General features: G+C 58.8%; 18 protein-coding genes. 17 read left to right on the forward strand and 1 reads right to left on the reverse strand.

What is annotated here, in order from left to right; genetic code table 11:
• Positions 1 to 13 precede the first annotated feature (13 nt).
• The 8 genes from NBH09_RS03710 (at position 14) to NBH09_RS03745 (ending at position 7,765) form a co-directional block, all read left to right on the forward strand.
• On the forward strand, positions 14 to 1,309 hold the full coding sequence (locus tag NBH09_RS03710; protein ID WP_250787093.1) for a glycosyltransferase family 2 protein: 1,296 nt from the start codon (positions 14 to 16) through the stop codon (positions 1,307 to 1,309).
• An 81-nt stretch (positions 1,310 to 1,390) separates the two neighbouring features.
• Positions 1,391 to 1,813: a prepilin peptidase gene (locus tag NBH09_RS03715; protein ID WP_161144951.1), complete on the forward strand. Its 423-nt coding sequence runs from the start codon at positions 1,391 to 1,393 to the stop codon at positions 1,811 to 1,813.
• Between the two features lie 31 nt (positions 1,814 to 1,844).
• On the forward strand, positions 1,845 to 3,092 hold the full coding sequence (locus NBH09_RS03720) for a deoxyguanosinetriphosphate triphosphohydrolase family protein (RefSeq protein ID WP_250787094.1): 1,248 nt from the start codon (positions 1,845 to 1,847) through the stop codon (positions 3,090 to 3,092).
• A 60-nt stretch (positions 3,093 to 3,152) separates the two neighbouring features.
• A complete protein-coding gene (locus NBH09_RS03725) occupies positions 3,153 to 4,502 on the forward strand; it encodes a replication-associated recombination protein A (protein WP_152068063.1) in 1,350 nt (449 codons plus the stop codon).
• Positions 4,503 to 4,602: 100 nt separating this feature from the next.
• On the forward strand, positions 4,603 to 5,193 hold the full coding sequence (locus tag NBH09_RS03730) for a hypothetical protein (RefSeq protein WP_161160184.1): 591 nt from the start codon (positions 4,603 to 4,605) through the stop codon (positions 5,191 to 5,193).
• Positions 5,186 to 5,563: a hypothetical protein gene (locus tag NBH09_RS03735; RefSeq protein WP_022094590.1), complete on the forward strand. Its 378-nt coding sequence runs from the start codon at positions 5,186 to 5,188 to the stop codon at positions 5,561 to 5,563. The genes NBH09_RS03730 and NBH09_RS03735 overlap by 8 nt, the downstream gene beginning before the upstream one ends.
• Position 5,564: 1 nt before the next feature.
• Positions 5,565 to 6,356, forward strand: coding sequence for an RNA polymerase sigma factor SigF (locus NBH09_RS03740; RefSeq protein WP_118237452.1), 792 nt, complete (start codon positions 5,565 to 5,567; stop codon positions 6,354 to 6,356).
• Complete coding sequence (locus NBH09_RS03745) at positions 6,353 to 7,765, forward strand: AI-2E family transporter (RefSeq protein WP_118237450.1); 1,413 nt, start codon at positions 6,353 to 6,355, stop codon at positions 7,763 to 7,765. Before NBH09_RS03740 ends, NBH09_RS03745 begins: the two co-directional genes overlap by 4 nt.
• 6 nt (positions 7,766 to 7,771) lie before the next feature.
• On the opposite strand, the gene NBH09_RS03750 is transcribed toward NBH09_RS03745, so the two are convergent.
• Positions 7,772 to 8,011 carry a hypothetical protein gene (locus NBH09_RS03750; RefSeq protein ID WP_250787095.1) on the reverse strand — a complete coding sequence of 80 codons (240 nt, stop codon included), beginning with the start codon at positions 8,009 to 8,011 and terminating at the stop codon, positions 7,772 to 7,774.
• A gap of 194 nt (positions 8,012 to 8,205) precedes the next feature.
• Here NBH09_RS03750 and alaS point away from each other — a divergent pair, with 194 nt between their 5' ends.
• The 9 genes from alaS to NBH09_RS03795 all read left to right on the forward strand — a co-directional run bounded on the left by alaS (position 8,206) and on the right by NBH09_RS03795 (position 17,255).
• On the forward strand, positions 8,206 to 10,863 hold the full coding sequence (alaS, locus tag NBH09_RS03755) for an alanine--tRNA ligase (protein WP_250787096.1): 2,658 nt from the start codon (positions 8,206 to 8,208) through the stop codon (positions 10,861 to 10,863).
• Positions 10,864 to 10,880: 17 nt separating this feature from the next.
• Positions 10,881 to 11,309, forward strand: coding sequence for a Holliday junction resolvase RuvX (ruvX, locus tag NBH09_RS03760; protein WP_035138185.1), 429 nt, complete (start codon positions 10,881 to 10,883; stop codon positions 11,307 to 11,309).
• A complete protein-coding gene (gene mltG / locus NBH09_RS03765) occupies positions 11,302 to 12,735 on the forward strand; it encodes an endolytic transglycosylase MltG (protein WP_250787097.1) in 1,434 nt (477 codons plus the stop codon). The genes ruvX and mltG overlap by 8 nt, the downstream gene beginning before the upstream one ends.
• A gap of 1 nt (position 12,736) precedes the next feature.
• Entirely contained in the window at positions 12,737 to 13,234 is a 498-nt protein-coding gene (locus tag NBH09_RS03770; protein WP_250787098.1) for a YqeG family HAD IIIA-type phosphatase, read from the forward strand.
• Between the two features lie 8 nt (positions 13,235 to 13,242).
• Positions 13,243 to 13,776 (forward strand): shikimate kinase, encoded by a 534-nt coding sequence (locus NBH09_RS03775; protein ID WP_250787099.1) that lies wholly within the window; start codon positions 13,243 to 13,245, stop codon positions 13,774 to 13,776.
• Positions 13,773 to 14,882: a hypothetical protein gene (locus tag NBH09_RS03780; RefSeq protein WP_250787100.1), complete on the forward strand. Its 1,110-nt coding sequence runs from the start codon at positions 13,773 to 13,775 to the stop codon at positions 14,880 to 14,882. Before NBH09_RS03775 ends, NBH09_RS03780 begins: the two co-directional genes overlap by 4 nt.
• Before the next feature lie 132 nt (positions 14,883 to 15,014).
• Entirely contained in the window at positions 15,015 to 16,145 is a 1,131-nt protein-coding gene (locus NBH09_RS03785) for a M24 family metallopeptidase (RefSeq protein ID WP_250787101.1), read from the forward strand.
• A gap of 159 nt (positions 16,146 to 16,304) precedes the next feature.
• On the forward strand, positions 16,305 to 16,868 hold the full coding sequence (gene efp, locus NBH09_RS03790; RefSeq protein ID WP_117806186.1) for an elongation factor P: 564 nt from the start codon (positions 16,305 to 16,307) through the stop codon (positions 16,866 to 16,868).
• 24 nt (positions 16,869 to 16,892) lie between these two features.
• A complete protein-coding gene (locus NBH09_RS03795; RefSeq protein ID WP_006233982.1) occupies positions 16,893 to 17,255 on the forward strand; it encodes an Asp23/Gls24 family envelope stress response protein in 363 nt (120 codons plus the stop codon).
• Position 17,256: the final 1 nt, after the last annotated feature.

Here is a 17,256-nt window from a genome sequence, read left to right on the forward strand (position 1 = left end):
GCTGGGAGCCTGCATGCTCGCCTTTTTACAAACCAACACACCCATCGTGATCTTCAACCAGATTGTCGTCACGCTGCTCACGGTCTGCTTTCTGTACCAGGTGGTCTTCTTTGTCATTGGCGCTCTTCGTGGCGAGGTCGCGCCTCCCAAGGCCAAAAAACTCCATCGCTATGCCTTCTTTATCGCGGCGCATAACGAGGAAGCCGTAATTGCCAATCTCGTACGCTCCATCAAGGACCAGGACTATCCGTCCGAGCTTATCGAGGTCTTTGTCGTTGCCGATGCCTGCACCGACAACACGGCGCAGCTCGCGCGCGAGGCCGGTGCCATTGTTTACGAGCGCAATGACCTGGCCCGCAAGGGCAAGAGCTGGGTCATGGACTTTGGCTTCGACCGCATTCTCAACGAGTATCCCGACACGTTTGAGGGCTACTTTATCTTCGATGCCGATAACGTTATCTCCCGCGATTACGTTTCCAAGATGAATGATGCCTTTGACCAGGGCTTCCATGTGGTCACGAGCTATCGCAATTCCAAGAACTTCGGCAGCTCGTGGATCTCGGCTGCTAATGCCACGTGGTATCTACGCGAGGCGCGCTTCCTCAACAACGCGCGTAATATCTGCAAGACGTCCTGCGCTGTTTCGGGTTCGGGCTACCTCATCTCCGCCAGCGTTATCGAGGGCATGCACGGTTGGCAGTTCCACACGCTGACCGAGGACATTCAGTTCACCACGTTCTGCGCCATTCACGGCATTCGCATTGGCTATGCGCCGGCGGAGTTCTTTGACGAACAACCCGTGACGTTTAAGGCGTCCTGGAAACAGCGCATGCGTTGGACCAAGGGCTTCTACCAGGTGTTCTTTACTTACGGTAAGCACCTGGTCAAGTCGACCTTCCGCTACCATCGCTTTGCCGCCTACGACATGTTCATGACGATCGCCCCGGGTATGCTGCTGTCGCTCATCTCGATGCTCGCCAATGCGACGTTCCTGATCGTGGGTGGACTCTCGCACGGCTTTTTGGCTACCGAAGTCGAGATGCAGGCCTGTGCCGCTTCGCTCATTATGACCTTCGCCATGATGTATCTGACTTTCTTTATCCTGGCGCTGCTCACGACTATCTTTGAGTACAAGCACATTCACTGCGCGCAAAAGTGGCGTCTGGTGACTAACCTGTTTACCTTCCCGATCTTTATGTTCAGCTATATCCCCATCACGGTGGCCGCGCTGTTCCTGAAGGTCGACTGGGTTCCTACCCAGCATGCCGTAAACGTCACCCTCGACGAGGTCATGCAAGGCGCCAAATAACCACCACCAAAACCACCGCAAAGGGGACAGGCACCTTTGTGGTGGTTTTTGCTTTTGCGATGCAGCTCGAGGAGGTACTCGATGTTTTATATCCCGTTTTGGATTTGCATCTTTGCCGGCGCGGCGATTGATGCCCGTCAGCGACGTTTTCCCAATGAACTTGCCGGTGCGTGTGCGGTGACGGCGTTAGTGGGCGTTTGGCTCGACAAAGGCGTTAACACAGCGCTTGACCACGCGGGTCTTGCCGTCATTGTGTATCTTGCTCTCGTGCTGACTGAGTCCCTCTGGCGTCGTCTTCGCCAAATCCCGGGCATCGGCATGGGGGATGCCAAGGCGCTCTTCGCGCTTTGCACGCTCGACCCTATGGGTGGCATCGTGGCATTTGCCGTCGCACTCCTGGCTCTGGCCCTTTCCTGCCTCTTCACAAAATCGCGCTCCCTGCCATTGCTCCCGTTTTTAGTGCCGATTTTTGCCATAATCGAGGTCGTGGGCTGCACTTTGTAACCGATTGCGCATCCTTCTTAAGGAGCATGCCATGGAATCTAATCAAGAAACGGCCGTCATTAAGGCGCGCATGGACCGTATTCCCTCAGCGTTGTCGCCCGAACTTGTCGAGCGCATTGCCGCCGATCGTGCTTCGGGCTATGTCAACCCGTATCGTTGCAACGACGATCAGGTCATTCGTCGTATTGATCGCGCCGCCGACAAAGGCACGCTTATGCGTCCGGCGTTTATGCGCGATACCGAAAAGATACTTCATCTTCCGGCGTACACCCGTTATGCAGGCAAAACGCAGGTCTTTAGCTTCCGTAGCAATGACGATCTGTCACGCCGCGGTTTGCACGTGCAGCTTGTCTCGCGCATTGCGCGCGATATCGGTCGCGCCCTGGGGCTCAATTGCGATCTGATCGAGGCGATTGGCCTGGGTCACGACTTGGGACACACGCCTTTCGGCCATGCCGGCGAGCGCTTCCTCAACGATATCTATCATGAGCGTACGGGGCGTTATTTTTTCCATAACGTGCAGTCGGTCCGCGTGCTCGACACACTGTACGGCCGCAACGTGTCGCTCCAGACGCTCGACGGCGTGCTATGCCATAACGGCGAGTACGAGCAGCGTGTGTTTGAGCTCTCGGACATGAGCTCCTTTGACCAGTTTGACCAGACGGTTGAGGATTGCATTGCCACGGGCTATAGCGCAATTGGGCATCTGCGTCCCATGACGCTCGAGGGCTGCGTCGTTCGCATCTCGGATATTCTTGCCTACGTCGGTCGTGACCGTCAGGATGCGATCGCGGCGGGCCTGCTGTCACCCGACGCTTTTGATGATGGCCGGGGCGGTGCCTACAACAGTTGGATCCTCACGCATGCCTCCATCGATATCGTTGAGCACAGCTATGGTAAGCCGCGCATCGAGATGAGCGAGGACCTGTTTGAGGAAATCCGCCGAGCCAAGCGCGAGAACTACGAGAAGATCTATAGCAAGGGCGGTATCGAAGGCGATTCCGAGGTGGAGCTGCGCGAAGCCTTCGAAAAGCTTTACGATCGTTGCCTGCAGGATATAAACGAAGGTGACGAGTCTTCGTATATCTTTAAGCACCACATTTCTCGCATCGAGCAGCAGCTTTCCTACTACGATCGCGCCTATGCCTGGCAGAACGATAAGGACCAGGCGGTCGTGGATTACATTGCGAGCATGACGGACGGTTATTTCTGCGAGCTCACGAGCAAGCTGTTTCCGGGATTGAAGTTTCCGCACCGTACCTATATTAACGAACGGTAGTTCGTATAAATTCGGTATACTGTTAGTGGAAAACGTTTTTGATTGATACACGGGATGGCTATGGACGACCTTTTTTCTGCTTCGACGCGCGAGCGTTCCTTTCAGAATGCGCCGCTTGCGGTGCGCATGCGCCCCAATTCGCTCGACGAGTACGTGGGCCAGCAAAAGGCCGTCGGTAAGGGTTCATGGCTGCGTGCCGCGATCGAGCACGACGTGCTTTCGAGCGTGATTCTGTACGGGCCTGCCGGTACGGGCAAGACGACGCTGGCCCACATTATCGCCAACCATACCAAGAGCGAGTTTGTCGAGGTCAGCGCCGTCACGGGTACCGTGAAGGACCTGCGTCGTGTGATTGATGAGGCCAAGACGCGCCTGAATACGTACGACCGCCGCACCATTCTATTCATCGATGAGATTCACCGCTTCTCTAAGTCGCAGCAGGATGCCTTGCTGCATGCAGTTGAGAACCGTACCGTCATTATGATTGGCGCTACGACAGAGAACCCGTACTTCGAGGTCAACTCGGCACTGCTCTCACGTGGTCGCGTCGTGGAGCTTGAGCATCTGAAGGATGAGGATATCGCCACGCTTATTGAACGTGCGCTTGAGGCACCGCAGGGTTTGAACGGTAAGTTCTCGGCCGATGAGGATACGGTCAAGACCATTTGCACGCTGGCAGCGGGTGACGCTCGCTCGGCGCTCACGACGCTTGAGCTTGCGAGCGAGATTGCCGTCACGCGTCCCGATACCGAGGGAACGCCAGCGCCTGCGGCGGGGGAGCGCTATCCCATCACCGTGGATGACGTGAAGATCGCCAACCCGCGTCGCGGCTTTACGTATGACAAAAACGGCGACATGCACTACGACATCATCAGTGCGTTTATTAAGTCTATGCGCGGTAGCGACCCCGATGCCACGATCTATTGGCTCGCGCGCATGATCGATGCTGGGGAGGATCCTAAGTTTATCGCTCGCCGCATTATGATTCACGCTTCTGAGGATGTTGGCAACGCCGACCCGCAGGCGCTTTTGGTGGCGCATGCTGCCTTTAAATCTGCTGAAGTTATTGGCTATCCTGAATGTCGCATTAACCTTGCACAAGCTGCGCTCTATGTGTGCTTGGCGCCCAAGTCCAATGCGTGCGAGGCCTCGATCGATGCGGCGCTAGCCGATATCCACAGCAGTGGTCTTCGCGAGGTGCCCAGCTACCTGCGCGATCGCCATCGCCCGGGCAGCGATGAATACGGTGTGTATAAGTATCCGCACGATTATCCCGAAGGCTGGGTCGATCAGCGCTATTTGCCCGAAGGCTTGGAACGCGGTGCATTTTGGCAGCCTGCCGGCCGCGGTTGGGAAGAATGGCGCGTAGAGCAAAGTGAACGCGACCGCAGCGGGAATGCACCGAAGTAGCTGCTGATAATTTTGTCCCACGTTGCTGCTCATGGCATGTTCGGTCCCCTTTGGGGTACCATGGAAACCGTCTGTATATCGATTCCTTTGGGAGGCTTGTATGAGTCCCATTCAAATCGCCCTGCTGCTGCTCGCTGTTGCCGGCGTGTGGGCCATCGTTGAGCTCGCGCTTACCCTGCGCAAGACCCGCACCGTTGTCGACTCGCTCGATAAGACCGTTAACGACCTCAACAACACCATCGCCGAGGCTCAGCCTGTGGTGGCAAAGCTCGATGGCGCTGTCGATGAGCTTACGCCGGCGCTTGCCCAGATGGAGCCGCTGCTTAAGTCGAGCAAGACGGCAGTTGATGCCCTTACCTCCAATCTCGTAGAGGTCGAAGCCGTGGTTCGCGACATTTCTGAGGTCACCGGTAGCATGGCCGAGGCCAGCAATGCTGTGTCGAGCGTGACTGATTCTGCGGCAGGTGCCGTGCAGAAACTCTTTAACAAGGTGAAGGCTCCCGCGGCCGACGCTGAGTGCAAGCTTTCCGCTGCCGAAGAAGCCGAGCAGCCGACCGAGCGTGTCCTGATTGGCGAAGCCGGGGACGATGTCGCTGCTGGTGACAATGATGCACAGAAGCCTGCTGCTAAAGCAGCCCAGTATTACACCTACACGCCCGCCGAGACCTCTGAGGAGTCCTGCGATGAGTAGCGAAGCAACTTGCCCCATTACGCTGACCGTTGCCGGCGACCCGCGTCTGGCGCGCCTTGTGCGCATGACGGCGGCAAATGTCGGTGCGCTCTGCTCCATGTCCGTCGATCGCATCGAGGACATTCGTATGGCTGCCGAGGAAGCATTTATTTTCGGCTGCACGGCTGTTGATTCCGATGACATCTCGATCAAATTCGATGTCGACGAATCTCACGTTGGCATGACCTTTACCTTTGGCGACCAGGCCACCGTCGACGAGGATGACCAGGCCGCTGTGTATGCCGAGCTCATTTTGGCGAGCGTGTGCGACTCCTACGAAAAGACTGCGGCGCCCCTGACGCTTTCCCTCGACCTCAAGGCGGATATCTAATATGACCGAACGTTCCCGGAGCGGTAAGACCGCTTGGGACAAGGAGAAAACCCGCGAGCTGTTTCGTCGCTATAAAGAGACCGGTGACCCGGACGCACGCGAGCAGCTCGTCATGTCCCACATGAACCTGGTAAGGTTTCTTGCCAACAAGTTTAAGAACCGCGGCGAGCCGCTCGATGACCTGATGCAGGTTGGTTATTTGGGCCTGCTCAAGGCTATCGACCGCTTTGACCCTGAGCGCGGACTCGAGTTCACCACGTTTGCCACGCCTACCATCCTGGGCGAGATCAAGCGTCACTTCCGTGATAAGGGCTGGAGCGTGCGCGTGCCGCGCCGTTTGCAGGAGCTTTCTGCCAAGGTCAACCAGGCCACCGACAAGCTCACCAATGAGTTGCAGCGCTCGCCTAAGGTTGAAGAAATCGCTGAGTACCTGGGTGTGACCGTCGACGAGGTGCTGGAGGCCATGGAATCGTCTTCGGCCTATACCTCGGTGCCCATCGAGGCTCCTGGCGCGTCCGATTCCGATGATGCCCCCTCGATTCTCGACCGCTATGCCGATGACGACAACGAGCTCGATTTTACCGATGACCGCCTGGTGATCGAGGAAGCCATCCGCGATTTCTCGCCGCGTGAGCGTGAGGTTATCGAGCTGCGCTTTGTGAAGGGCATGACCCAGATCGAGATCGCCAAGAAGCTGGGTATCTCGCAGGTGCAGGTTTCGCGCCTGCTGCGCCGTACCCTTAAGAAGATACAGGACAAGATCGACCCCGACGGAGTGATGGTTCGTTCATGATTGAGCACCCCCAACAAACCGACCGCACGCTGCGCGATACTCGTATTCTGACGCTTCGCATTTGGGCTGTCGTTGGCTGCATTGTCATCGCAGCCGTCATCTTTAACCTTATGGGTATCCTGGCGCCTGTTATCGAGTTTCTCGCTGTCGGTTCCATCATCGCTTTTGTGATGTCGCCGATCACTAACTGGCTCGAGCATCACGGCGTCGGTCGTGGCATCGGTTCGCTCATCGCGCTGATCGTGGTTGTGGCAGTGCTCGTTGGCGTCGTCTGCATCCTGTCGCCTATTTTGCTCGGTCAGATTATGGAAGTCCTGAGCCGTCTGCCTGAGCAGCTTCGCGTTGCGGGCGGTGATCTCAACGAGATGATTTCGCACGCTAAGACGCTCAACAACACGCCGCTCAAGGAGTACCTGGACGATAATCTGTCCTCGCTGGTTACTGTGGCGTCCAAGTACGTATCGCAAATCGCCGCTGAGCTCGGTCGCGGCGTGTTCCCGCTGATCACCAACACGGCCTCGCAGCTGTTCGTAATCTTCCTGGGTTTGGTGCTTGCCTACTGGCTTGCCTGCGATTATCCCCGTATGCACCACGAGGTCTGTACCATCATCGGACAGGAAAAAGAGACCTCGTACCGCTTTATGGTCGCGATTCTTTCGCGCTCGGTCGGCGGTTATATGCGCGGCATGGTCGTGACGTCCATCTGCGGTGGCATCCTCGCCTTTATCGGCTTTACGCTCATTGGCCATCCCTACGCGGCACTCATGGCCATCTTTACCGGCATCATGCACTTGGTCCCGGTTGTCGGTCCCTGGGTAAGCGCGGCTATCGCCACGGTGCTTGGCTTTATGTTCAGCCCCATGCTGGCGTTGTGGACGCTCGTTGTGACCATGGTGGCTCAAAACGTCACCGATAACGTCATTTCCCCCAAGGTCATGCAGAGTTCGGTGCAGGTGCATCCCATCATGAGCCTGACGGCCCTCGTTATTGGTTCGGCACTTATGGGTCCCATCGGCATGGTCATCGCCATTCCGCTGTGCGCGGCCCTCAAGGGCATTTTCGTCTACTACTTTGAGAACGAGACCGGTCGCCAGCTCGTGGCATACGACGGCGCTGTATTTAAGGGCACGCCATATCGCGATGCCGAGGGCAACCCGGTCGCCGCCTACGACGCGCTTGGAGACGATACGTTCATTTACGAGTCCGAGCTCATCGGCAACGAGACCGCGCCCGAGGCCCAGGCGATGCCCAAGCCCGAGCTCGAGAATCCCTGGATCAAGCTCTCGGGCCTGCAGCCCGATGCGACGAGCTTTTTCAAGAATCCCTTCGCCAAGGACGATGACTCCAACTCGGACGACGATACCAAAACCGGCATCGACGGCTCCATGGACGATTCGGATTCCAAATAGGCACCGCTAGCGTTTCTTGAAGTTGTAAATGACAAGAAACGCGAGAAAAGCGATTGATAAGGGGCCGGCTACATAGAAAAAGAGAACGTCAATTGCGCGTAGAGTGTAATAGGCTTTATCGCCGGACATTACTGCATACAATACGTAGCCAAATGCTGGTTGGTTTGCGTACCAGCAGGAGAAAGCCAAAAGCGCTAAAAGTGCTACAACCAGAAGTGCATTCAGGACAAATCGTTTGCTTTTCATCGATCGCTCCTTCCGGGTGAATCTTATATGTAATTCTATAGTAGCCTTTTTCAATGCATCGCATACTCCTAAATAACGTGCACTTTCGCTGTAGGGTCGGCTTTATGTCGGCCCTCTTTTTTGCACTTGCGCGGCGGGATGGTAATATCGTTACGTTTGAACTGTTTCGATGTGAAACCGAGGAGATTCCCTCTATGAGTGCTGACTACCCGTCAATGACTACGGCCGAGATCCGCTCCAAGTTCCTCAACTTCTTTGAGGAGCGCGGTCTTAAGCTCTATCCTTCTTCGTCCCTTGTTCCCGACGACCCCTCGCTGCTGCTTGCCAACGCCGGCATGAACCAGTTTAAGGAGTACTACCAGGGCAAGAAGACCATGAAGGAGATCGGCGCGATCTCCTGCCAGAAGTGTGTCCGCACCAACGACATCGACTGCATCGGCGAGGACGGCCGTCACCTGTCGTTCTTCGAGATGCTCGGTGACTTCTCCTTTGGCGGCGTCTCCAAGCAGCAGGCTTGCGCTTGGGCCTTCGAGCTCATCACCAAGGAGTTCAAGCTGCCGCTCGATCGCCTGTACTTTACCGTCTTTACCGAGGACGACGAGACCCACGACGTGTGGCGTTCTCTGGGCGTTGCCGAGGACCACATCTCCCGCCTGGGCGAGGACGACAACTTCTGGGCTGCCGGCCCCACCGGCCCCTGCGGTCCGTGCTCCGAGATCTACTTTGACATGGGCGAGGAGGTCGGTTGCGGCAGCCCCGACTGCAAGCCCGGCTGCGACTGCGACCGCTTCCTTGAGTTCTGGAACCTCGTGTTTACCCAGTACGACCGCCAGGAGGACGGCTCCATGCCGGAGCTGCCGCACCGCAACCTCGATACGGGCATGGGCCTGGAGCGCATGGCCGCCATCATGCAGCACAAGACCGCCAACTACGACGGCGATTTGATGCAGCACCTCATCAAGCTGGGCGAGGAGATCAGCGGCAAGACCTATGACGCCGACGATTACTCCGGTGCCAGCCGCTCCCTGCGCATCATCGCCGACCACTCCCGTGCCGTCGACTTTATGATCTCTGACGGCATCCTCCCCGGTAACGAGGGTCGCGAGTACGTCCTTCGCCGTCTGCTCCGCCGTGCCGTGTTCCACGGCCGCCTGCTGGGCATCGAGGGTGCCTTCCTAACCAAGTTCATCGACGAGGTCAACGCTCAGATGGGCGAGGCCTATCCCGAGCTGCTCAAGAACGTCGCACTCGTCAAGGGTATCGTCGCCTCTGAGGAGGAGCGCTTCTCCACGACGCTCGACAACGGCCGCGTCTACCTGGACGAGGCCCTGGCAGCGCTTGCCGATGGCGCCGTGCTCCCGGGTGATGTCGCCTTTAAGCTGCACGACACCTTTGGTTTCCCCATCGACCTGACCGTCGAGATTGCCGGCACCGCCGGCCACGACGTCGACATGGACGGCTTTACCGCTTGCATGGAGGACCAGAAGGCCCGTGCTCGCGCCAATGCCAAGGGCGACGCCTGGGGCAGCTTCAACGATGTGTGGGTCGAGCTTTCGGACAAGGTCGCTGCGACCGAGTTCGACGGCTATGACAACGATGTGATCGAAGGCGCCAAGGTTGTCGCCATCGTGCGCAACGGCGAGTCCGTCGAGTCCGCTGCCGCGGGCGATGATGTTGAGGTCGTGCTCGACCGCACCCCGTTCTATGCCGAGATGGGCGGCCAGCAGGGTGACGCCGGCGAGCTTTCCGCCGAGGGCGTTTCGCTGACCGTTTCCGATACCAAGATCCACAACGGCCTGTATGCCCACGTTGCGCACGCCGCCGAGGGCACGCTGACCGTCGGTGCTACCGTGACCGCCGCGCTCGACGCCGAGCGCCGTGGCTTCCTGCGCCGCAACCACACCGCCACGCACCTGCTCGACGCTGCCCTTAAGCAGGTCCTGGGCGAGCACGTCTCCCAGGCCGGCTCGCTGGTGACGCCCGAGCACCTGCGCTTTGACTTTACACACTTCGAGGCCCTGTCCTCCGAGCAGCTCAAGGCTGTCGAGGACCTGGTCAACCAGCAGATCTTCGCTTCCAAGCCGGTCGTGACCCGTGTCATGGGCATCGACGAGGCTAAGGCTGCCGGCGCTGTCGCCCTGTTTGGCGAGAAGTACGGTGACGTCGTCCGCGTTGTCTCCGTGGGCGCTGAGGACCAGCCGTTCTCCCGCGAACTCTGCGGTGGCACACACGCTGCCAACACCGCCGAGATCGGCCTGTTCAAGATCATTTCCGAGTCCTCCACGGGCTCCAATGTCCGCCGTATCGAGGCCGTGACCTCTAAGGGTGCCCTCGACTATATGGCCGACCGCCTGGCACTCTTTGACGCCGCTGCTACTGCGCTCAAGTGCCGCGTGGATGAGGTTCCCGCTCGCGTGGAGAACCTGCAGGCCGAGCTGCGCGAGACGTCCAATAAGCTCAAGAAGGCTCTGACCGGTGGCTCCTCCGACGCCATCTCCAGCGCCATCGAGGTCGCCGTCGAGCTCGACGGCTATAAGCTCGTTGTCGCTGAGCTCCAGGGCCTTGAGGCTGCCGACCTCCGCAACGTATGGGATACCGTGCATCAGAAGGTCGCCGGCCCTGTCGCTTGTGTCGTCGCCAGCGTGACTGAGAAGGGCACTCCGGCCCTGCTCGCTGCCGGCTCCGATGACGCCGTCAAGGCCGGTTTCCACGCCGGTAACGTGATCAAGCAGATCGCGGGCCTGGTTGACGGTCGCGGTGGTGGCCGTCCCAACATGGCCCAGGCCGGTGGCAAGAACGCTGCCGGTATCGCCGATGCCCTCGCGGCCGCTAAGACCGCACTCGGCGCCTAAGAATCTAAGAAGTCACTGTGGTCGCGCTTGCGCTGGACATAGGGGAGACCAGGATCGGCATTGCCGTCTCGAGCCGTGATGGCAAGATGGCGATGCCCGTCAAGGTGCTTCCGGCTGCCGAGGTCACCGGTATGGCCAAGACGTTCCGCTACCTGGTTGAGGACTATGAGCCCGACATCCTGGTAAGCGGACGTCCCCTGACCATGGCCGGTGAGCCCGGCCCTCAGGCCGAGCGCGTTGCCGCTGTGGCGCAAAAGATTGCCGACGAGCTCGATCTTCCGTTGGAGTTTGAGGACGAGCGTCTGTCCTCGCAAGAGGCCAAGCGTATCCTGCGCGAGCAGGGACTCAACGAAAAGCAGATGAGGGGCAAGATCGACATGATTGCCGCCAGCCTGTTTTTGCAGACGTGGCTCGATCGTAAAAACGAGGAGGTTTCGCATGCCTAGTGCTTCCGATCCGCGCCAGCCGAATCGTACACAGCAGCCGGCGTCGCGCCCTGCCCAGCCTGGCCAGCGTCCGGCACAGCCGACTCAGCGCGCAGCTCAGCCTGCCGCGCGCCCGGCGCAGTCCTTCTCTCGTTCGGCCCAACCTGTTCAACGGACGGGTCAGCAGCCTTCTGCTCGTTCGGTTCAGCATTCGGCTTCTCACGCGGCTCAGCAGCCCACTGCTCGTACGGCCCAGCCTGCAGGCGGCACCCGCTTTAAGCAGCAGGCACCTACCCAGCGAACGCAGGCCCCCCAATCGCATTCGCATCACGCTCGTGGTTCGCATGGCGTTGCTCCGGCGACCCGCTCGAGCTACAACACGCATGTTCGTCGCGGTGCTCAAAAGAAAAGCTCCCCGGTGCCTATGATTATCGGTGGCGTTGTTGCCGTGCTTGCGCTTGTCGCGATCGTTTTCTTTGTCGTGCCAGCCTTCAAGGGCTTCTTTGGCGGTGAGGGTGCGAAAGTCGTTGCAGGCCAGCAGGTTACTATCACGATTCCCGACGGTGCCTCGGGTGACAGCATCGCTTCGATTCTCTCCGAGAATCATATCGTCGAAAATCCCAAGGATTATTATGCGGCGGTGAAAAAGCTCAACGCCGATATGTCGCTCAAGCCTGGTGATTATTCGTTCACCACACTCATGGATGCGACCAAGGTTGTTCAGCAGCTCATGGAAGGCCCCAACGCGGGCTCCAATGCGCTGACTATCCCTGAGGGCCTGACGGTCGATCAAGTCGCCGACCGTGTGGCCCAGGCCTACGACAGCATCTCTAAGGAAGACTTCCTCAACCAGGCCAAGGCCTCCAACTACGTGGACGACTATAGCTTCCTTAAGGGCGCCGCTAACGACTCGCTCGAGGGTTTCTTGTTCCCCAAGACCTATTCGTTGGGTGATTCGCCGACGGCCGATGGCGTGATTCGCGCTATGCTCGATCAGTTTAAGACCGAGTACAAGTCGCTTGACTTTGCGAACTGCGAAGCCAAGATTAAGGAGCGCTATGGCGTGGAGATGTCCGACTACGACATCGTCAACTTGGCCTCTATCGTTGAGCGCGAGGGCCTCAACGCCGACCAGCGCGCGCACGTGGCCTCGGTCTTCTACAACCGCCTTGCCGGCAAGCTCGACGGTCTGCGCTATCTCAACAGCGATGCGACCATGATGTATGTCACCGGTGGCGAGGTTACCGCCGACGACCTGCAGAGCGATAGTCCGTATAACACCTATAAACACGAGGGTCTGCCGCCCACGCCCATCTGCTCTCCGTCGCTCGAGGCACTCAAGGCCACGCTTGAGCCGATCGACTCCGAGGACCTGTATTTCTACATTACGCAGGACGAGGAGTACTTCTCGCAAACCTACGAAGAGCATCAACAGTCTTGGAATTAACATGAGGATTTTTAGCCCCAAACGATACGTTGCCTCGGTCGATCGCATCGACCTTGATACCCTGTGGGCCGATGGCAAACGCGCCATTCTGCTCGATCGCGATAACACCCTGGTGCCGCGCGACACCGAGCAGGTTCCCGCCGCGGTTTCTGCTTGGCTCGACGCCGCCCGCGCCAAAGGTTTTAAGCTGTGCATGGTGTCCAACAACTGGCATCGCGACCAGGTCATGAGCTCTGCACGCGAGCTGGGACTCGAGGCCATCAGCCACGCCATGAAGCCGGCGCCGTTTGCCCTCAAGGCGGGTCTTAAACGCCTCGGCGCCACAGCCGACGAGGCGGTGCTGATCGGTGATCAGCTCTACACGGACGTGTGGAGCGGCAACTTCGCCGGCGTCGATACCATCCTGGTAAAGCCGCAGGCGACGCAGGACCTGTGGTATACGCAGATCTTCCGTATCTTTGAGCACCGGGCCTTGCGCGACCTTCCCTGCGAGGAATAGGTCTCGCTATGTCCCAGCATACCAAACACGGCTGTGACCATATCTTCTTTATCGGCTTTTTGGGCGCGGGCAAATCGACGCTCGCGCGCAACGTCGGCACTATGTTCAAGCGGCGTTTTATCGATACCGACCGCCTGGTCGTGCGCCGTTGCGGTAAGTCGGTAACCGAGATTTTTGAGACCGAGGGTGAGGGTCGTTTTCGCGAGCTCGAGACCTCGGCGCTCCGTTCGCTCCAAAGCGAGCGCAGCCTGTTGGTTTCGTGCGGGGGCGGTATCGTCGAAACGCCGGTGAATATTGAGCTGATGCACGAAATGGGTACGTGCGTGTACCTCGAGGGTGACTTCGAGGATTCGATTCGCCAGATTCGTCGGTCCGACACGCGCCCCGATTTCCGTTCGCCCGAGCACGCTGCGCGCCTGTTTGAGCATCGCCGTCCGCTGTATCGCCAGGCCGCCGACCTTACCCTTGATATTCGCAACAAGTCCTTCGAGGACGTTTCCTACCTTTGTGCCGAGATGCTTTTGGAGCGTGGACTGCTATGATTCGCCGTCAACTGATCAATTTCCAAAACCGCAGTGTCGATGTCCGCGTCGGATTGGGCGCGTTCGATGAGCTGTCGCGCATGTTTGCCTCGGCTGTGGGCAAACCTAAGCGCGCGATGGTGGTTTGGAACTCCGCCACATCCGAGCGTTTTGGTGAAGTCGTCGAGCATGCGCTGGTCGACGCCGGTTTTGTCGTGTCGCCGCTAGTCCTCGAGGTTTCGCCTGCTGGTGCCACGCTGGTCGATGCCGATACCGTCTTTGGCGCCCTGTCGGCTAACGGCATTACCTGCGACGATTTGGTTGTCGCTGTCGGCGATACAGCGACCTGCTCGGTCGTTTGTTGGTGTGCCAATCAGTGGTGCGGTCGCACCGAGTGCGCCTTACTGCCGACGACGTTCGACGCCATGCTCACGGTCGCGACGACCATGAAGCCGCTCGTCGCCTCGTCGGCGAATGCGCTTCCCGCTATCGCGTTCCGTCCCGAACCGGGCTTGGTCGTGTGTGACCTCGACCTTGTTCGCGAGGCGGACCCCGAGGACCTTAAGCTCGGCTATGTGGTACTTGTTGGCACCATGCTTTCGAGCAGCAAGTCCCGCTGGAATCAGTTTACTGAGACCGTCCCCGAGATTCTCGCGGGCGAGGAGGTCGCGCTCGTCAATGCCGTTCAATGGTCTCAGACTGCCCGCAAGGACGTACTGATGGCCACGAACCCGAGCGCCCGCCATGCGCTCGATTTTGGTAAGACGGGGGAGCGTACCTTGCGCGCTTGCTTGGGTGATGCCGCTTCGCAGGTCCCTGCCTATCAGCTGTTATCCGAGGGCATGCGCTTTGAGGCGCGCCTAGCACATGATGCCTGCGACTTTGATATCGATTACGTCTTTGAGGTCGATGACTGCCTGGAGGACTTTGGTATCGAGGAACTTGCCTTCGATCTGGAGCCTGCCGCATATATCGAGGAGTTCCGCAGACAGCAGTTCGCGCGCTCAAACCGCAGCATGCTGCCGCTGCCCGCAGCACTCGGTGCCATTCGCCTAACGAGCGTTGAGGACGAGGTTCTTGAGCGCCATGCTCACGCCTACTTGGCTTCTCGCAAAGAACTTCTCTAAGATTTATTGACATCCATCGTCTTTCGTATCATGTTGAGGGGCGGGTTTTCTATCGGTTGCGGATCGCATGCGATTCCGTCGTTCGGTTGAGACCCGTCCCGTCTATATAGAGACAACAAGAAAGGAATCTGCATGTCTGAGTTTGCTGCCGGTCCTGCCGGTCGTATCGAGCGTGTCCATGCCCTGATGGCCGAGCGCGGCTACGACGCTATCGTGGTGCGCGACGAGGCCAACCTTCGTTGGCTTACGGGCGTGAAGGGCGTCTTCGACTACACCTTCGAGTTCCCGCACGCTGCGTTTATTACGGTCGACCAGTGCCTGTTCCACACCGACTCGCGCTACCTCAACAGCTTTGAGGAGAACACGCCCGCCGGCAGCCCCTGGGTCTACGACATGGACGAGGGTACCATTCCCGGCTGGGTCGCCGGCAAGATCGCGGCTAACAAGTGCCGTGTCTGCGCTGTCGAGGACGATATGCAGATTAACTTCTACCAAGGTATTCAGCGCGGCCTGGAGGACCGTTCCGTCGCCTGCATGCTGCCGCTGATGCACGACGACATCCGCAAGATGCGCGCCATCAAGGATGCCGAGGAGATCGAGCTCATGCGTCACGCACAGTCGATCACCGACGCCGCCTTCCAGCACATGCTCGGCTTTATTAAGCCCGGTATGACCGAGAAGCGGGTTCGCAACGAGCTCGAGAACTTTATGTTCGCCAACGGCGCCGACAGCTTGGCCTTCGGCTCCATTGTGGCGAGCGGGCCCAACACCGCCAACCCGCATGCCGTGCCGAGTGACCGTGTCATCGAGAAGGGCGACTTCGTCCTCATGGATTACGGCGCGGGCTACTGCGATTATCGTTCCGACATGACGCGCACTGTCGTGATGGGCGAGCCTACCCAGGAACAGCTCGACCTGTACGCGCTCGTGCGCCGTACGCACGAGGAGTGCGTCGCCGCCATCCATCCGGGCGTCGAGGGCAACGACATTTTCAAGCTTTCCAAGAAGATCATCGGCGATGCCGGTTATGGCGATTATTACAACCATGGTCTGGGTCACGGCGTGGGCATCGACATCCATGAGCTGCCCAACTTCAACCGCAGTAAGAACACCATCGAGGTCGGCTCGGTTGTCACCATGGAGCCCGGCGTCTACCTGCCCGGTGTGGGCGGCGTGCGTCTGGAGGACTACGGCGTGGTCACCGAGAACGGCTACGAGCCCTTCACCAAGACCCCGCACGACCTGCACGTCATCGATTGCTAGCCCATTTCGATAGATTTTTGGGGCGGGGCGTCCGGATCGATTCGGACGCCCCGCGTTCTCTTTTTATGCGCTCGCTACAGGCGCCGTCTGCAAGTGTATAATTTCGGTCGTATGTAATTTGGACGCTTGTGCGTTCTGCCCATAACAAGAAAGGTCGCTATGCCTACCATTTCTACCGCCGACTTCAAGAACGGCCTCGGTCTCCGCATCAAGGACAAGGTCTACACCATCGTCGAGTTTCAGCATGTCAAGCCGGGCAAGGGCGGCGCGTTTGTGCGCTACAAGACCCGCGACATCAAGAGCGGCCGCGTCGTCGAGAACACCTGCAACGCCGGCACCAAGTTCGAGAGCGTCATGCTCACCACCCGTGAGTTCCAGTACCTCTACAACGATGGCGCCGACTACATCTTCATGGACAACGAGACCTATGAGCAGGTTCCCGTTCCCGAGGACATGGTGGGCGAGAACTCCAAGTGGCTGCGCGAGAACGACATTTGCCAGCTGCTCTTCGCCGACGATGAGCTCATGGGCGTGACCCCGCCGATGTTCATCGAGACCACCATCGTCCAGACCGACCCGGGCTTTAAGGGCGACACCGTCCAGGGTTCCACCAAGCCGGCCACGATCGACACCGGCGCTGTCATCCAGGTCCCCATGTACCTCAACGAGGGCGAGGTCATCAAGGTTGACACCCGCGACGGCAAGTTCGTCTCCCGCGTCTAGCAACCAACTCTTCTAGGAGGACTCATGCCCCAGGAAATCAAGATTGACGGCATCGGCATTTCGCCCGATGTTCTGACCGCCATCGTCTCGCGCGCCGTGTCCGATGTCGAGGGCATCGCCTCCGTTGGCGTCAAGGACCTTGCCACCAACCTTGTCTCCATGATGCTCTCGTCCAAGGCCCCGGCTTCTGAGCCGGCGGTCGAGGCCGAGGTCGTCGGCGACAAGCTCGCACTCACCGTGCGTGTCGTGGTGTTCTTTGGCTATCCGTTCAAGAAACTCGCCGAGGCCGTTCGCGCCGCCGTGGTCGCTGCCATCGATGCCCAGGTTGGCGTCGAGGTCGAGCGCGTTGACGTTTGCATCGACGGCCTCGTTTTCCCCAAGGAGTAAC

It is taken from the genome of Collinsella sp. BG-O-102 (assembly GCF_023656745.1).
Lineage (GTDB): Bacteria > Actinomycetota > Coriobacteriia > Coriobacteriales > Coriobacteriaceae > Collinsella.

What these genes read in the sequence shown, in the direction of transcription:
- NBH09_RS03710 (WP_250787093.1), top strand. Translation starts at nt 14, where the DNA reads ATGCTCGCCTTTTTACAAACCAACACACCCATCGTGATCTTCAACCAG.
- NBH09_RS03715 (WP_161144951.1), top strand. Translation starts at nt 1,391, where the DNA reads ATGTTTTATATCCCGTTTTGGATTTGCATCTTTGCCGGCGCGGCGATT.
- NBH09_RS03720 (WP_250787094.1), top strand. Translation starts at nt 1,845, where the DNA reads ATGGAATCTAATCAAGAAACGGCCGTCATTAAGGCGCGCATGGACCGT.
- NBH09_RS03725 (WP_152068063.1), top strand. Translation starts at nt 3,153, where the DNA reads ATGGACGACCTTTTTTCTGCTTCGACGCGCGAGCGTTCCTTTCAGAAT.
- NBH09_RS03730 (WP_161160184.1), top strand. Translation starts at nt 4,603, where the DNA reads ATGAGTCCCATTCAAATCGCCCTGCTGCTGCTCGCTGTTGCCGGCGTG.
- NBH09_RS03735 (WP_022094590.1), top strand. Translation starts at nt 5,186, where the DNA reads ATGAGTAGCGAAGCAACTTGCCCCATTACGCTGACCGTTGCCGGCGAC.
- NBH09_RS03740 (WP_118237452.1), top strand. Translation starts at nt 5,565, where the DNA reads ATGACCGAACGTTCCCGGAGCGGTAAGACCGCTTGGGACAAGGAGAAA.
- NBH09_RS03745 (WP_118237450.1), top strand. Translation starts at nt 6,353, where the DNA reads ATGATTGAGCACCCCCAACAAACCGACCGCACGCTGCGCGATACTCGT.
- NBH09_RS03750 (WP_250787095.1), bottom strand. Translation starts at nt 8,011, where the DNA reads ATGAAAAGCAAACGATTTGTCCTGAATGCACTTCTGGTTGTAGCACTT.
- alaS (WP_250787096.1), top strand. Translation starts at nt 8,206, where the DNA reads ATGAGTGCTGACTACCCGTCAATGACTACGGCCGAGATCCGCTCCAAG.
- mltG (WP_250787097.1), top strand. Translation starts at nt 11,302, where the DNA reads ATGCCTAGTGCTTCCGATCCGCGCCAGCCGAATCGTACACAGCAGCCG.
- NBH09_RS03770 (WP_250787098.1), top strand. Translation starts at nt 12,737, where the DNA reads ATGAGGATTTTTAGCCCCAAACGATACGTTGCCTCGGTCGATCGCATC.
- NBH09_RS03775 (WP_250787099.1), top strand. Translation starts at nt 13,243, where the DNA reads ATGTCCCAGCATACCAAACACGGCTGTGACCATATCTTCTTTATCGGC.
- NBH09_RS03780 (WP_250787100.1), top strand. Translation starts at nt 13,773, where the DNA reads ATGATTCGCCGTCAACTGATCAATTTCCAAAACCGCAGTGTCGATGTC.
- NBH09_RS03785 (WP_250787101.1), top strand. Translation starts at nt 15,015, where the DNA reads ATGTCTGAGTTTGCTGCCGGTCCTGCCGGTCGTATCGAGCGTGTCCAT.
- efp (WP_117806186.1), top strand. Translation starts at nt 16,305, where the DNA reads ATGCCTACCATTTCTACCGCCGACTTCAAGAACGGCCTCGGTCTCCGC.
- NBH09_RS03795 (WP_006233982.1), top strand. Translation starts at nt 16,893, where the DNA reads ATGCCCCAGGAAATCAAGATTGACGGCATCGGCATTTCGCCCGATGTT.